Origin of the sequence: Billgrantia desiderata (assembly GCF_900108215.1) — a bacterium.
Lineage (GTDB): Bacteria > Pseudomonadota > Gammaproteobacteria > Pseudomonadales > Halomonadaceae > Halomonas > Halomonas desiderata.
In genome coordinates, this window is record NZ_FNVC01000003.1 from 211,056 (window position 1) to 224,284 (window position 13,229).

Here is a 13,229-nt window from a genome sequence, read left to right on the forward strand (position 1 = left end):
TATCGGTTGGGCAATGGTGTCGAGTAGCGTTGGTGGCGCGATGCAGCAGGCGGTTGGCCCGTGCGGCTGCCACACTATACCATCGGCCCATGACAGTTAGCAGGCGCTAATGCAGGCTCCGTGATTGATCCATATCAAGGCGGGGTCGATGGCTGCGGACAGGAGAACGCAAATGAACATGACAGTGATCGTCACTCTGGTGGTGCTGGCGCTGCTGGTGATCTACGGGGCCAGTATCTACAACCGCCTGGTCTCGCTGAAGAATCGCTATCAGAACGCCTTCGCCCAGATCGAGGTACAGCTCAAGCGACGCTACGACCTGATTCCCAACCTGGTCGAGACTGCCAAGGCCTATATGGCGCACGAACGCGATACGCTGACCGCCGTGACCGAGGCGCGCAATGCCGCGCTTGCCGGACTGAAGTCGGCAGCGGCCAGGCCGGGCGAGCCCGGCGCCATGGCCGAGCTGGCCGGTGCCGAAGGAGCTCTGGGCGCCGCCCTGGGGCGGCTCAACGTGGTGATGGAGGCCTACCCGGACCTGAAGGCGTCGGAGAACATGCGCCAGCTCTCCGAGACCCTGACCAGCACCGAGAATCGCGTGGCCTTTGCCCGCCAGGCCTTCAACGATGCGGTCATGCAGTACAACACCTACAAGCAGAGTTTCCCGCCGGTGCTGCTGGCCGGTCCGCTGGGGCACCGCGAGGATGCGGCGCTGCTGGAGTTCGACGACAGCGCCGAGATTCAGGCGGCGCCTCGCGTCAGCTTCTGACGGTACGCCGCGATGGATTTCTTCGGCGCCCAGGCGCAGGCTCGCCGCTTGACCCTGTGGCTGGTGGTTCTGCTGCTGGTGGCGGTGGTGGGCATGGTGGTGGCCACGGTGCTGGTAGTGACCCTGGCAGTGGCCCTGCTCGAGGGCGGCCAGCCGGGAGCCGATCCGCTGGGCCTGGCGTTCGATCCGCTGCTGCTCGGTGGCGTGACGCTTGGGGTCCTGGCGGTGGTGGTGGCGGGCAGTCTGGCGCGTCACCTGCAGCTGCGCGCAGGGGGCGCGGCGGTGGCCGAGGCGCTTGGCGGTAGGCCGATCAACGCCGACACCCGCGATCCCGACGAGCGCCGGCTGCTCAACGTGGTGGAGGAGATGGCCATCGCCTCGGGCCTGCCGGTGCCGCTGGTCTACGTACTCGAAGAGTCGGGCATCAATGCCTTCGCCGCCGGGCACACGCCGCAGGATGCCGCCATCGGCGTCACCCGCGGGGCCATCGAGAGCCTCTCGCGGGACGAACTGCAGGGTGTCGTGGCGCATGAGTTCAGCCACGTGCTGCATGGCGACATGCGCCTCAACATGCGCCTGATCGCGCTGCTCTACGGCATCCTGGTGGTCGGTCTGGTCGGGCGCATGTTGCTGCGTGGCACGGCCACTCGGCGCATGGTGCGCGGCTCGCGCCAGAACAATGCTCAGATCGTGCTGTTGGGGGCCGGCCTGGCGCTGATGCTGGTGGGCTTCATCGGCACGCTGTGCGGCAACCTGATCAAGGCCGCGGTGAGCCGCCAACGTGAGTTCCTCGCCGATGCCAGCGCCGTGCAGTACACCCGTAATCCGGCCGGTCTGGCCGACGCCCTGAAGCGTGTGGCAGCGCATGCACAGGGCTCCGAGCTGCGGGCGTCGCAAGCCGAGGAGTTCAGTCACCTCTACTTCAGTCGCGGCGTGTCCGGCTTGCGCGGCTTGACCGCCACGCATCCGCCGCTGGTGACGCGCATCCGCCGCCTCGAGCCCGAATGGGATGGCAAGTTGCCCGAGCCACGGCAGGCGTCGCCCGGGGTTGCCCAGCAAGAGCCTGAGGCGACAGCGGCGACGGCTACCGGCAGCAGCGCCTTCCTGGCCACCGGCGGGGAGCTGTCACAGCGGGTCGGCGAGCCGCGCGACACCGATCTGCAGGGCGCCCGCGGGACCCTGGCCGAGATCGATCCTCGCCTGCTGCAGGCCGTCCACGAGCCCTATGCGGCACGCGCCGTCATCTACGGCATTCTGATGGGGGCGGATCCCGAGAGCCGGACCCGACAGCGCGAGGCACTGGTAGATGCCGCCATGCCGGAGGTGCTGGCGGAGCTGGAACGCCTCGACCAGCCGCTGCGCAGCGTGCGGCCGGGTCAGCGGCTGGCGCTGATCGAACTCTGCCTGCCCATGCTGCGCCAGCTGTCGGTGGCGCAATATGCACGACTCCACGAATGCCTCGAGCGCCTGATGGCCGCCGAGCATCGCCCCGGCGCCCTGCAGTGGGCGTTGCACCGGCTGGTGACGGTGGGCAGCCAGGGGGGGACGTCATCACGTGGCCGCCGACTGTCGCTGGCGCAGGTCGGGGATGCCGTGGAGCTGCTGCTGTCGAGCCTGGCCCGGGCGGGCAGCGATGACCAGGAACGGGCGAGGGCGGCCTTCGACAGGGCGCTCGAGCGATTGGACATGGCCCTGACGCTGCGGCCTGAGCCGGCGTCGCCGCAGGCACTCGACGCCGCCCTGGCGCGCTGTCGGCAGTTGACCGACGTCGAGCGAGCCCGGCTGCTCGATGCCATGCTCGAGTGCGTGATGCACGACGGCCAGGTGGCGCCGGAGGAAGCCGAGCTGCTGCGGGCCGTGGCCTGGGCGCTGGAGTGCCCGTTGCCATTGACCCTGAATTGAGGCGGATGAGGGATCGTTTCTCGCTGTCGTTGTCCAATGCCCAGGAGGGCAAGACCCGGCGGCTTGCAGCAGCTGTCGGGCTCTGCTGGAATAGGGGCCTTTTGCTGGTCTCATATGGATGGGAGAACGCCGATGGCCAAGACACCCTGGATTCCTGCCGCCGTGGCATTGACGCTTGCCCTTGGGCTGGCGGGCTGCGGCGACAATGGCGAAGAGGCTGACGCGACACCCCAGCCCGAAGAGCCGGTCACCGAGGCCGAGCCCGACATCGAGGTGACGGAGGACGAGCCTGAGACGCCGCCGCCGGCGGCCGAGGAAGAGGTGCCGACCGAGGACGAGTCGTTACCGGCCATCCCGGAAGAGGATGCCGCCGAGCTGGAAGCCAACGGCGAGATCGAGGCCGACGCCGAGACGCTGGGGGAGTCCCCGGTCGACACGCTAGAAGAGGGCGGTGCACTGCCCGGTGAGCCGACCCGCTCCGACATCGATGCCATCATCGAGGACACCGAGCGTCGCTTCGAGGAGGCCCAGCGCCAGATCGACCAGCAGTTCGAGGAGGTGGAGCAGAGTCCCCCGGCCCTGGAACCCATGGAGAGCGACGACGATTTCAGCACCCGGCTCGAACCGATAGGCGGGGACGAGCGCGACACGACGACCGAAATCGACCGCGAAGCGGAGCGCACCGGGGAGGTGACGCAGTCCGACATCGACGCCTGGCTCGAAGAGACCGAGCGCCGCTTCGAAGAAGCGCAGCGTCAGCTGGAAGCGCAGTTCGAGGAAGCCGAGCGGCGTGAACCGGAAAGCGAAGCGCCGCGCTTCGAGATCGAGGAGTGAGCAGCCGGGATCCGGCTAGCAACATGAAAAAGGCCCACTCACACGAGTGGGCCTTTCGTCAGGCAGACATCAGGTCCAGCCGAGGACGTACCTCAGTTGGCAACCCGGATGTTGGAGGCCTGAAGGCCCTTCTTGCCCTGGGTCACTTCGAAGGTCACCTTCTGACCGTCCTGCAGGGTCTTGAAGCCTTCAGCCTGAATTTCGGAGAAGTGTGCGAACAGGTCATCGCCGCCGTCGTCCGGAGAGATGAAGCCGTAGCCCTTGGTATCGTTGAACCACTTGACAGTGCCAGTTGCCATTGTCGATTTTCCTTGCTTACTGATTGATCGTACTGGGCACTCGGAATACCGGGGCCCGAAGTGCGTGGCAAGAGAAAAAAGTGCGCTTCGGGTGTACCATGACTCGCCATGCTTGGCTCGCCTTACAGCGTCACGTCTTTCCACTTTCAAGCCTACGCAGCGGAAGCCCCTGGAGAAGGCGCTGTTTGCAGTGAGTCGCTCGCCCCAGGCTGGCCGCCCGCTCAATCCACTGTAGATAGAAAAGATCCTAGCGTCCAGAGAATCTATTGCCTTGCATGGGCATATTTAACGGAGTCCTTATATGGTGGATGCCCAGTTCTGGCCCTTTCTCATCGCCATCACGCTGCTGTCGATGAGCCCGGGGGTGGACACCCTGCTGGTGATACGCAATACCGCCCGTGGCGGCATCCGCGATGGCGTGCTCACCAGCCTCGCCATCTGCTGCGGCCTGTTCGTGCATGCCACCATCTCGGCGCTGGGCATCTCGCTGATCCTGCTGCAATCGGCCTGGGCGTTCAGCGCCCTGAAGATGGCCGGTGCGGCGTACCTGATCTGGCTGGGCATCAACGGCCTGCTGGCGGCGCGGCGCGGCAACGGACTACCGCTGGGGGCCGTGCAGGGCGAGCGCCAGGCCGTGCCGCTGTGGCGCCCGCTGCGCGAGGGGCTGCTCTCCAACGTGCTCAACCCAAAGACCGTGGTCTTCTACATGGCCTTCCTGCCTCAGTTCATTGCCCCCACCGACCCGGCGCTGCTCAAGTCGCTGTGGTTGGCCGGAGTGCATTTCGTGATTGCCAACGTCTGGCAGATCGCCATCGTCTTCATGGTCGGTAGTGCGGGCCGCTGGCTGGGCAGCCGTCTCTTTGCGCGGGCGCTCAACGGGGCCACGGGCGCGGTGCTCATCCTGTTCGGGGTCAGGCTGGCGCTGGAACGGCAGCCAGCCTGACCCCGTGCGGGTTGGCGTGACGGCTCAGTTGCGTGCCAGCAGGGAGGCGTCGTAGCGCACTGTCTTCTCTGCCTGGCTGAGCATCGCCACGCCCTCGCTGCTGCCACCGTTGGCCAGGCTCTCGAAGATCACCCGGTAGGAGAGTACCGCCTGCACGTAGTCGCGGGTCTCGCGGAAGGGAATCGCTTCGACGAACAGGTCGAACTCTTCCGGCGCATCGCGCAGCCAGCGGTCCACGCGGCCGGGGCCGGCGTTGTAGGCCGCGGCGGCGGCCAGGCGGTTGCCACGGTAGCGATTGGTCATGTCGCGAATGTAGGTGCTGCCCAGGCGGATGTTGAGCTCGGGGTCGAGGACGCCATAGGGTCCCGGGTCGCTGATGCCGAGCTGCCGGCTGAGCTGGGTGGCGGTGCCCGGCATGATCTGCATCAGCCCGCGGGCGCCGGCCGGTGACAGCGCCACCGGATTGTAGGCGCTCTCACGCCGGGCGATACCCATCAGCAGGAAGGGGTCCACTCCGGTCTGCCGTCCCCAGTAGAGGAAATGCTCGCGATAGGCTTCGGGGAAACGCCAGTCGAGCGCGTCCCACAGCTGAGCGGTAATGGTGGTCTGCACCAGCCGTGCATGCCAGCCGCGGCGTTGGGCATAGTCGGCCAACGCTCTGGCCTCGCGCGGCGAGGCGGTGGCCACCGCATGCAGCCATTCGCTGTTGGCCAGCCCATCCTCACCGATGCGCAGCAGGGCTTCGGTGCGCTGTACCGCCGGCCAGCGGGCCACCTCATTGCGATAGCTCTCGTCGAAGTTGTTGCGCTCCAGGTTGAGTGAGTAGGGGCGTCCGATGCGATCTGCGGCGGCGAAGCCGAAGAAGTTGCGCCCCTGGGCGGCCTGCGCATAGGCCACTTCGGCACGCTCGCTGTCGCCCAGTTGCTCATGGGCGCGTGCCTTCCAGTACTGCCAGCGGCTGTTGTCACGGCTGTCCTCGGGCATCATCTCCACCCAATCGAGAACGCCGGCCCAGTCGCGGTTGGCCAGGGCGTGGCGAATGCGCAGCTCCAGCACCCGCGTGGTGGCGATGCGCGGCAGGGCCTCGTCGACCCAGTGCATGTTGTGATCGATGCCGCGTACCAGCGAATAGAAGGCCAGGTCCTCCTCGATGGCGTGGCGATGGCGCTCCTCGATCGGCAGGTGCGGGGCGATCTTGCGCCACGCCTCGTAGGCGGCTTCGGTATCGGCACGGATGAAGCCGTGCATGGCCGAGACGAACAGCGGGCCGCTGCCACGGCACTCGGGGCCGATGCACGAGGGAACGCGGGTGACGTCGGCGTAGCTGCGCTGCAGGCGCTCCACGGCGTCGATGCCGTCCTGCCAGCGGCTGCCCAGCAGGCGACCCAGGTAGCTGACAAGGCCGGTTTCTCCCTGTTCCCAGGCCAGCATCTTGCGCTCCCAGATATCGAACTCGCTGATGTCGCCGCTGGCGCGCAGACGGTCGAACAAGGTATCGCAGGCCGATGGCTGGGAGCTCCCCACGTGCCATAGCTGGCGGCCACCCTCGGCGGCGGCCTGGGGGTCGCTGCCGAGCAGCGCCGTGTAGTAGTAACACTGCCGCTCGGTGCCGCTGGGCTCGCCGTCGGCCACGGCGAGCAGGCTGCCGAAGCGTCCGGCGGCGCCATAGCGAGCGATCGCCTGGCCGCGCATCCAGTCGCTGAGGGGCGAGTCCTGATGGCGCTCGATGAAATCGAGGATCTGGCCAGGCTCGGCCTGGGGCAGGCGGTTACGCAGGCGGTGATACTCCACATAGCCTTCCAGCACATGACCGCTGATGGCGGCCTGATCGATGCGCTCCCACTGCTGGCTGCGCGCGGCTTCGAGAGCGCTGCGCAGGGCACTGTCGCTGGGCTGGGCATGCGCGGTGACGGAAAAGCTCAAGGCCGCCGCGGTGAGCAGGGCGGCCGCGCGGTACAAAGGGAAAAAATGGCGCATGTTGAACGGCCTCCGGAAGGGCGGTGACGAACCTCTGTATCCTGGCCCATTGGAGCCGTTTTGAGTAGACCGTGAGGTCGCTTTCTCGTTCAGCACGACTCACGTTCCATCATCGGAACTCTTGTCTCGCCGACGGGCGGCGTCTAGTCTGCGAGACTGGATCAAACGCTTGTTGGGGGAAGGGTGAGTATATCTGACGAGTTGCATGTAGGGGCTGGGGCGACAGGCCGAAGTCCCGAACGATGGCGAGCCGGCCTGTCCCGCTTCGTCAACGTCATACCGCATACCCGCGAGCTGGGCCTCGAGGTGGTGGAAGTCGCACCGCCCAGGGTGCACATGCGCCTGCCCTGGCGCGACGAGCTGCTGGGCGACACCGAACGCGGATTGGTGCACGGCGGTGTGCTGACCATGCTGCTCGACACCGTATGCGGCTCGGCGGTGCTGTGCGGGCTGCCGTCGCCGGAGGTCTGTCCCACGCTCGATCTGCGGGTCGATCACTATCGCCCGGCCCTGGCCGGCCAGCCGATCATGGCCGAGGCTCGCGTGCTGCGCGTGACCGGCGCCATGGTCTTCACCGAAGGGACGCTGTGGCAGGACCCGCAGCGGCCCATTGCCCGCGGCATCGGCAACTTCGTACGGCTCGGGCCGCGCAACACGCCGCCGGGTTTCGCCGAGGCGCTGTTCGGGGAGGATGACCATGCCTGAAGGATTCCACGACGTGGCCTGGCTGGCCAGGACGCGCGCCGAAGGGGACGTTGCCGCCTGGCTCGAGCGGCTGCCCTATGCCCGTTACATCGGCGTCTCGGCAACGCCGGACGCTGCCGGCGACGGCCTGATCTTCCATCTCGAACCGCGTGAGCACAACATCGGCAACGTACTGCTGCCGGCGCTGCACGGCGGCGTGGTGGCTGCCTTCATGGAAACCGCAGGCACCCTCGATCTGATGCTCTCGGCTCGCGAGCCGCGCCTGCCCCGTGTCGTCGACTTCTCCATCGACTACCTGCGCACCGCCCGGGTGGTGACCACCCACGCCAGGTGCCAACTGCTGCGCGAGGGGCGTCGTCTGGCCAACGTTCAGGTCACGGCCTGGCAGGAAGCGGAGCAGCAGCCGGTGGCCACCGCACGCCTGCACCTGGTGCTGGGCGTGCCGGAAGCGAGCGACGCTTGAAAAGCGGGATGTGGACCCCATATCGCTGAACAGTTCTGAAACGGCGGCGTGTCACGCGCCGCCGCGGGTTCAAGCGATGAGGTAACCGATCCATGTCCACGACCGCTCACGAGGAAACCCTCGGCTTCCAGACCGAGGTGAAGCAGCTGCTGCACCTGATGATCCACTCCCTGTACTCCAACCGGGAGATCTTCCTGCGCGAGCTGATTTCCAATGCCGCCGACGCCTGCGACAAGCTGCGCTACGCGGCGCTGGACAACGATGCCCTGTACGAGGGCGACAGCGAGCTGCGCATCGAGATCGAGCATGACGAGAAGGCTCGCACCGTGACCGTGCGCGACAACGGTATCGGCATGAACCGTGACGAGGTGATCAAGAACCTCGGCACCATCGCCCGCAGCGGCACCGCCGAGTTCCTCAAGCAGCTCTCCGGCGAGCAGCAGAAGGATGCCCGCCTGATCGGTCAGTTCGGCGTCGGTTTCTACTCCAGCTTCATCGTCGCCGACGAGGTCACGGTACGCACCCGCAAGGCGGGCAGCGACAAGGCCGAGGGCGTCGAGTGGCGCTCCAGGGGCGAGGGTGAGTTCACCGTGGCCGACGTCGAGCGCGAGGTACACGGTACCGAGATCGTCCTGCACCTGAAGAAGGACGCCAAGGAGTTCGCCGACGACTTCCGCCTCAGGAGCCTGGTACGCAAGTACTCCGACCACATCGAGGTGCCGGTGCGCATGCCCAAGGTCGAGACCGCCCGCGACGACGAGGGCAAGGAGATCGAGGGCAGCGAGGTTACCACCTGGGAGACCGTCAACGAAGCCACCGCACTGTGGGTGCGACCCAAGGGCGAGATCTCCGACGACGAGTACAAGGCCTTCTACAAGCACGTGGCCCATGACTTCGCCGATCCGCTGACCTGGAGCCACAACAAGGTCGAGGGCAAGCTGGAGTACACCAGCCTGCTTTACGTGCCGGGTCGGGCGCCCTTCGACCTCTATGAGCGCGACGGCTCCCGCGGCGTCAAGCTCTACGTCCAGCGCGTCTTCATCATGGACGACGCCGAGCAGTTCCTGCCGCTCTACCTGCGCTTCGTCAAGGGCGTGCTCGACACCCGTGAGCTGTCGCTCAACGTCTCCCGCGAACTGCTGCAGCAGGACCCCAAGGTCGAGAAGATCAAGAGCGCGCTGACCAAGCGGGCGCTGGACATGCTCAAGAAGCTGGCCAAGGACAAGGAGGCCTACCAGACCTTCTGGAACGTCTTCGGCAGCGTGCTCAAGGAGGGTCCGGCGGAGGACTTCGCCAACCGCGAGAAGATCGCCGCCCTGCTGCGCTTCTCCAGCACTCACACCGACAGCGCCACCCAGGACCAGTCACTGGCCGACTACGTCGCGCGCATGAAGGAAGGGCAGGAAAAGATCTACTACATCGTCGCCGACGGCTTCAACGCGGCGAAATCGAGCCCGCACCTGGAGATCTTCCGCAAGAAGGGCATCGAGGTGCTGCTGCTGCACGATCGCATCGACGAGTGGCTGATGAGCCACCTGCACGAGTTCGAAGGCAAGCGCTTCGTCGACGTGGCCAAGGGCGAGCTCGACCTCGGCGAGATCGAGGGCGAGGAGGAGAAGAAAGCTCAGGAGGAGACCGCCAAGGCCAAGGAGGCGCTGGTCAAGCGGGTCAAGGAGGCGCTGGGCGACGCCGTGCAGGAGGTCAAGGTGACCCACCGGCTGACCGACTCGCCGGCCTGCGTGGTGCTGCCGGAGCACGAGATGGGCTACCAGATGCGCCGCATCATGGAGGCCGCCGGCCAGAAGATGCCCGAGGTCAAGCCGATCCTCGAACTCAACCCGGGCCATGCCCTGGTGGAGCGGCTCGAGGCCGCCGAGGGCGAGCGCTTCGACGATCTGGCGCGGGTGCTGCTCGACCAGGCGATCATTGCCGAAGGCGGCCACCTCGACGATCCGGCGGCCTACGTACGTCGCCTCAATGCGCTGTTGACCGCCTGACGTAAGGTTGACGACATAGCACTTTGGGCCGCTTTCGGGCGGCCTTTTCGTATCTATTCGCGTCTTCTCGTCCTCTCTTGACGTCAACGTCAACAAGCTTTTTTTTCGCAATTTCAGCTGGATAGTATTGCCCGCGAGCAGGGGGGAAAGGGCTGCGCTGCTGTTGTGCATCGCAGTAAGGTCAGGTATGAATAGTCGGATTGCCTAACCAGAAAGTTCAATAACCATAAAGGGAGATCCAACGTGAAGATTGGTGCACCCAAGGAGCTCGCCACGGGAGAAGCGCGCGTCGCGCTCACCCCTGACAGTGCACAGCTCATACAGAAGCTTGGACACGAGTGTTTGATAGAAACCGGGGCCGGCGTTGCCGCCGGCTTCGACGACGAGGCCTATCGGGCCGTCGGCGTGAGCGTGGCGGAGAGTGCCGAAGCGCTGTGGCGCGACGCCGAGATCGTGATCAAGGTGCGCGAGCCGAGCGAGGCGGAAGCCGAGCTGCTGCGCGAGGGCCAGACCCTGATCAGCTTCTTCTGGCCGGCCCAGAACGAGGCGCTGCTGGAGCGTTGTCGCGCCAAGGGCGCCACCGTCATCGCCATGGACATGGTGCCGCGGATCTCCCGCGCCCAGAAGATGGACGCGCTCTCCTCCATGGCCAACATCGCCGGCTACCGGGCGGTGATCGAGGCGGGCAACAACTTCGGACGCTTCTTCACCGGCCAGGTGACGGCGGCGGGCAAGGTGCCGCCGGCCAAGGTGCTGGTCATCGGCGCCGGTGTGGCCGGCCTTGCCGCCATCGGCACGGCGACCAGCCTGGGTGCCGTGGTGCGCGCCTTCGACGTGCGTCCCGAGGTGGCCGAGCAGATCGAGTCCATGGGCGCCGAGTTCCTGTTCCTCGACTTCGAGGAAGCCCAGGACGGCTCCGGCACCGGCGGCTACGCCGCGCCCTCGAGCCCCGAGTTCCGCGAGAAGCAGCTGGCGCTGTTCCGCGAGCAGGCCCCCGAGGTCGACATCGTCATCACCACCGCGCTGATCCCGGGTCGTCCAGCGCCCAAGCTGTGGCTCGAGGACATGGTCAAGGCGATGAAGCCGGGCTCGGTGATCGTCGACCTGGCCGCCGAGAAGGGCGGCAACTGCGATCTCACCGTGCCGAACGAGAAGGTGGTCACCGACAACGGGGTGACCGTCGTCGGTTACACCGACTTCCCGTCGCGCATGGCGACCCAGTCGTCGCTGCTCTACGCCACCAACATTCGTCACATGCTCACCGATCTGACGCCGGAAAAGGACGGCGCGATCGTGCATGACATGGAAGACGACGTGATTCGCGGTGCCACCGTGACGCACCAGGGCGAGATCACCTTCCCGCCGCCGCCGCCCAAGGTGAAGGCCATTGCCGCGGCCAAGCCCAAGGAGAAGGCCAAGGAGCTGACGCCCGAGGAGAAGCGCGCGGCAGAGCTTGCCACCTTCAAGGAACAGACCAAGCGTCAGGTCACGCTGCTGGGCATCGGTGGAGCGCTGATGCTGCTGCTCGGGCAGATCGCCCCGGCCTCGTTCATGCAGCACTTCATCGTCTTCGTGCTGGCCTGCTTCGTCGGTTTCCAGGTGATCTGGAACGTCAGCCACTCGCTGCATACGCCGCTGATGGCGGTGACCAATGCCATCTCCGGTATCATCGTGCTCGGTGCCGTGCTGCAGATCGGCTCGGGTAACTGGATCGTGGTGCTTCTGGCGGCGATCTCGGTATTGATCGCCACCATCAACATCGTGGGCGGCTTCCTGGTGACACGCCGGATGCTGGCCATGTTCCAGAAATCCTGAGCGGCGGAGTGACGAACATGTTAGGACAAGGTTTTGTTTCCGCCGCGGCGATAGCGGCAAGTGTGCTCTTCGTGCTCTCCCTGGGCGGGTTGAGCAATCAGGAGAAGGCCAAGCGGGCGGTATGGTACGGCATTGTCGGCATGGCGGTGGCGGTGCTGTTCACCGCCTTCGGCCCGGGCATCGGCAACTACTGGCTGATGATCCCGATGATCGCGATCGGTTCGGTGATCGGCTGGAAGGTGGCCAAGAGTGTGGCCATGACCGAGATGCCGCAGCTGGTGGCGGCGCTGCACAGCTTCGTCGGCCTCGCTGCGGTATTCGTGGCCTGGAACGCCGATCTCGAGCGGCGCCGGGTGCTGGCCGCCCAGGCGCTGGATGCCGGTCATCAGGAGTTCTCCGCCTTCGCCGCCCTGGTGGCGACCAAGGCACCGGACGAACTCACCTTCCTGCAGTTGGAGGTGGTGTTCGCCATCTTCATCGGCGCGGTGACCTTCACCGGCTCGGTGATAGCCTTCGGCAAGCTGGCCGGCAAGGTGGACGGCAAGCCGCAGAAGCTGCCCGGCGGCCATCTGCTCAACGCCGGGGCCGCGGCGCTCTGTCTGCTGCTGGCGGTGCTCTATCTCAACGGCGCCGGTTTCTGGACGCTGCTGCTGCTCGCGGCGCTGTCGTTCTTCATCGGCTGGCACCTGATTATGGGCATCGGCGGCGCCGACATGCCGGTGGTGGTGTCGATGCTCAACAGCTACTCCGGCTGGGCGGCGGCGGCGATCGGCTTCACGCTCTCCAACGACCTGCTGATCGTTACCGGCGCGCTGGTGGGCTCCTCGGGGGCGATTCTCTCCTACATCATGTGCAAGGCGATGAACCGCAACTTCGTCAGCGTCATTCTGGGCGGCTTCGGCGGTACCCAGGGGCCGGCGGCCGAGGTCGAGGGCGAGCAGGTGGCCATCGACGCCGCCGGTGTGGCGAGCACGCTCAACAACGCCGACAGCGTGGTCATCGTGCCGGGCTACGGCATGGCCGTGGCTCAGGCTCAGAACGCCGTGAGCGAACTGGTGCGCAAGCTGCGCTCAGCCGGCAAGGAGGTGCGTTTCGCCATCCACCCGGTGGCCGGGCGCCTGCCGGGGCACATGAACGTGCTGCTGGCCGAAGCCAAGGTGCCCTACGACATCGTGCTGGAGATGGACGAGATCAACGACGACTTCCCCAAGACCGACGTAACCATCGTCATCGGCTCCAACGATATCGTCAACCCGGCGGCGCAGGACGACCCCAACAGCCCGATCGCCGGCATGCCGGTACTCGAGGTTTGGAAGTCCAGCGTGGTGTTCGTCTGCAAGCGGGGCCAGGGTACCGGCTACTCCGGCATCGAGAACCCGCTGTTCTACAAGGAGAACACGCGGATGTTCTACGGTGACGCCCGGGAGAGCATCGACTCCCTGCTGTCGCTGATCGACTGAACCGGTCGCGGGAGCGTCGTCCCGCACCGAACGTTGGTGTGAATGCCCCCGAAAGGGGGCATTCT

General features: G+C 66.2%; 11 protein-coding genes. 9 read left to right on the plus strand and 2 right to left on the minus strand.

Features of this window, described 5'->3' with window-relative positions:
• The first annotated feature begins 172 nt into the window (after window positions 1-172).
• The 3 genes from C4S71_RS04925 (at window position 173) to C4S71_RS04935 (ending at window position 3,505) form a co-directional block, all read left to right on the plus strand.
• Window positions 173-769, plus strand: coding sequence for a LemA family protein (locus tag C4S71_RS04925; protein ID WP_086511597.1), 597 nt, complete (start codon window positions 173-175; stop codon window positions 767-769).
• A gap of 12 nt (window positions 770-781) precedes the next feature.
• Window positions 782-2,671 (plus strand): M48 family metallopeptidase, encoded by a 1,890-nt coding sequence (locus C4S71_RS04930; RefSeq protein ID WP_103968400.1) that lies wholly within the window; start codon window positions 782-784, stop codon window positions 2,669-2,671.
• A gap of 132 nt (window positions 2,672-2,803) precedes the next feature.
• Complete coding sequence (locus C4S71_RS04935; RefSeq protein WP_086511599.1) at window positions 2,804-3,505, plus strand: hypothetical protein; 702 nt, start codon at window positions 2,804-2,806, stop codon at window positions 3,503-3,505.
• Window positions 3,506-3,597: 92 nt separating this feature from the next.
• On the opposite strand, the gene C4S71_RS04940 is transcribed toward C4S71_RS04935, so the two are convergent.
• Window positions 3,598-3,804, minus strand: a complete 207-nt coding sequence (locus C4S71_RS04940; RefSeq protein ID WP_086511600.1) for a cold-shock protein — start codon at window positions 3,802-3,804, stop codon at window positions 3,598-3,600.
• Between the two features lie 301 nt (window positions 3,805-4,105).
• Between C4S71_RS04940 and C4S71_RS04945 the strand changes: the two genes are divergently transcribed.
• Window positions 4,106-4,747, plus strand: a complete 642-nt coding sequence (locus tag C4S71_RS04945) for a LysE family translocator (RefSeq protein WP_086511601.1) — start codon at window positions 4,106-4,108, stop codon at window positions 4,745-4,747.
• 24 nt (window positions 4,748-4,771) lie between these two features.
• On the opposite strand, the gene C4S71_RS04950 is transcribed toward C4S71_RS04945, so the two are convergent.
• A complete protein-coding gene (locus C4S71_RS04950; RefSeq protein ID WP_103968401.1) occupies window positions 4,772-6,724 on the minus strand; it encodes a transglycosylase SLT domain-containing protein in 1,953 nt (650 codons plus the stop codon).
• A gap of 183 nt (window positions 6,725-6,907) precedes the next feature.
• On the opposite strand from C4S71_RS04950, the gene C4S71_RS04955 reads away from it, so the two are divergent.
• The 5 genes from C4S71_RS04955 to C4S71_RS04975 all read left to right on the plus strand — a co-directional run bounded on the left by C4S71_RS04955 (window position 6,908) and on the right by C4S71_RS04975 (window position 13,164).
• The gene (locus tag C4S71_RS04955; protein ID WP_103968402.1) at window positions 6,908-7,429 is read left to right on the plus strand and encodes a PaaI family thioesterase; all 522 of its coding nucleotides are present in this window, start codon (window positions 6,908-6,910) and stop codon (window positions 7,427-7,429) included.
• On the plus strand, window positions 7,422-7,892 hold the full coding sequence (locus C4S71_RS04960) for a PaaI family thioesterase (RefSeq protein ID WP_103968403.1): 471 nt from the start codon (window positions 7,422-7,424) through the stop codon (window positions 7,890-7,892). Before C4S71_RS04955 ends, C4S71_RS04960 begins: the two co-directional genes overlap by 8 nt.
• Window positions 7,893-7,984: 92 nt before the next feature.
• Window positions 7,985-9,889, plus strand: coding sequence for a molecular chaperone HtpG (htpG, locus tag C4S71_RS04965; protein WP_103968404.1), 1,905 nt, complete (start codon window positions 7,985-7,987; stop codon window positions 9,887-9,889).
• A gap of 243 nt (window positions 9,890-10,132) precedes the next feature.
• Window positions 10,133-11,704, plus strand: coding sequence for a Re/Si-specific NAD(P)(+) transhydrogenase subunit alpha (locus C4S71_RS04970; RefSeq protein ID WP_086511605.1), 1,572 nt, complete (start codon window positions 10,133-10,135; stop codon window positions 11,702-11,704).
• 17 nt (window positions 11,705-11,721) lie between these two features.
• Complete coding sequence (locus tag C4S71_RS04975) at window positions 11,722-13,164, plus strand: NAD(P)(+) transhydrogenase (Re/Si-specific) subunit beta (RefSeq protein WP_086511606.1); 1,443 nt, start codon at window positions 11,722-11,724, stop codon at window positions 13,162-13,164.
• Window positions 13,165-13,229: the final 65 nt, after the last annotated feature.

Bases quoted from the DNA above. Each gene is read 5' to 3' on its own strand.
- C4S71_RS04925 (WP_086511597.1), top strand. From the start codon at position 173: ATGAACATGACAGTGATCGTCACTCTGGTGGTGCTGGCGCTGCTGGTG.
- C4S71_RS04930 (WP_103968400.1), top strand. From the start codon at position 782: ATGGATTTCTTCGGCGCCCAGGCGCAGGCTCGCCGCTTGACCCTGTGG.
- C4S71_RS04935 (WP_086511599.1), top strand. From the start codon at position 2,804: ATGGCCAAGACACCCTGGATTCCTGCCGCCGTGGCATTGACGCTTGCC.
- C4S71_RS04940 (WP_086511600.1), bottom strand. From the start codon at position 3,804: ATGGCAACTGGCACTGTCAAGTGGTTCAACGATACCAAGGGCTACGGC.
- C4S71_RS04945 (WP_086511601.1), top strand. From the start codon at position 4,106: ATGGTGGATGCCCAGTTCTGGCCCTTTCTCATCGCCATCACGCTGCTG.
- C4S71_RS04950 (WP_103968401.1), bottom strand. From the start codon at position 6,724: ATGCGCCATTTTTTCCCTTTGTACCGCGCGGCCGCCCTGCTCACCGCG.
- C4S71_RS04960 (WP_103968403.1), top strand. From the start codon at position 7,422: ATGCCTGAAGGATTCCACGACGTGGCCTGGCTGGCCAGGACGCGCGCC.
- htpG (WP_103968404.1), top strand. From the start codon at position 7,985: ATGTCCACGACCGCTCACGAGGAAACCCTCGGCTTCCAGACCGAGGTG.
- C4S71_RS04975 (WP_086511606.1), top strand. From the start codon at position 11,722: ATGTTAGGACAAGGTTTTGTTTCCGCCGCGGCGATAGCGGCAAGTGTG.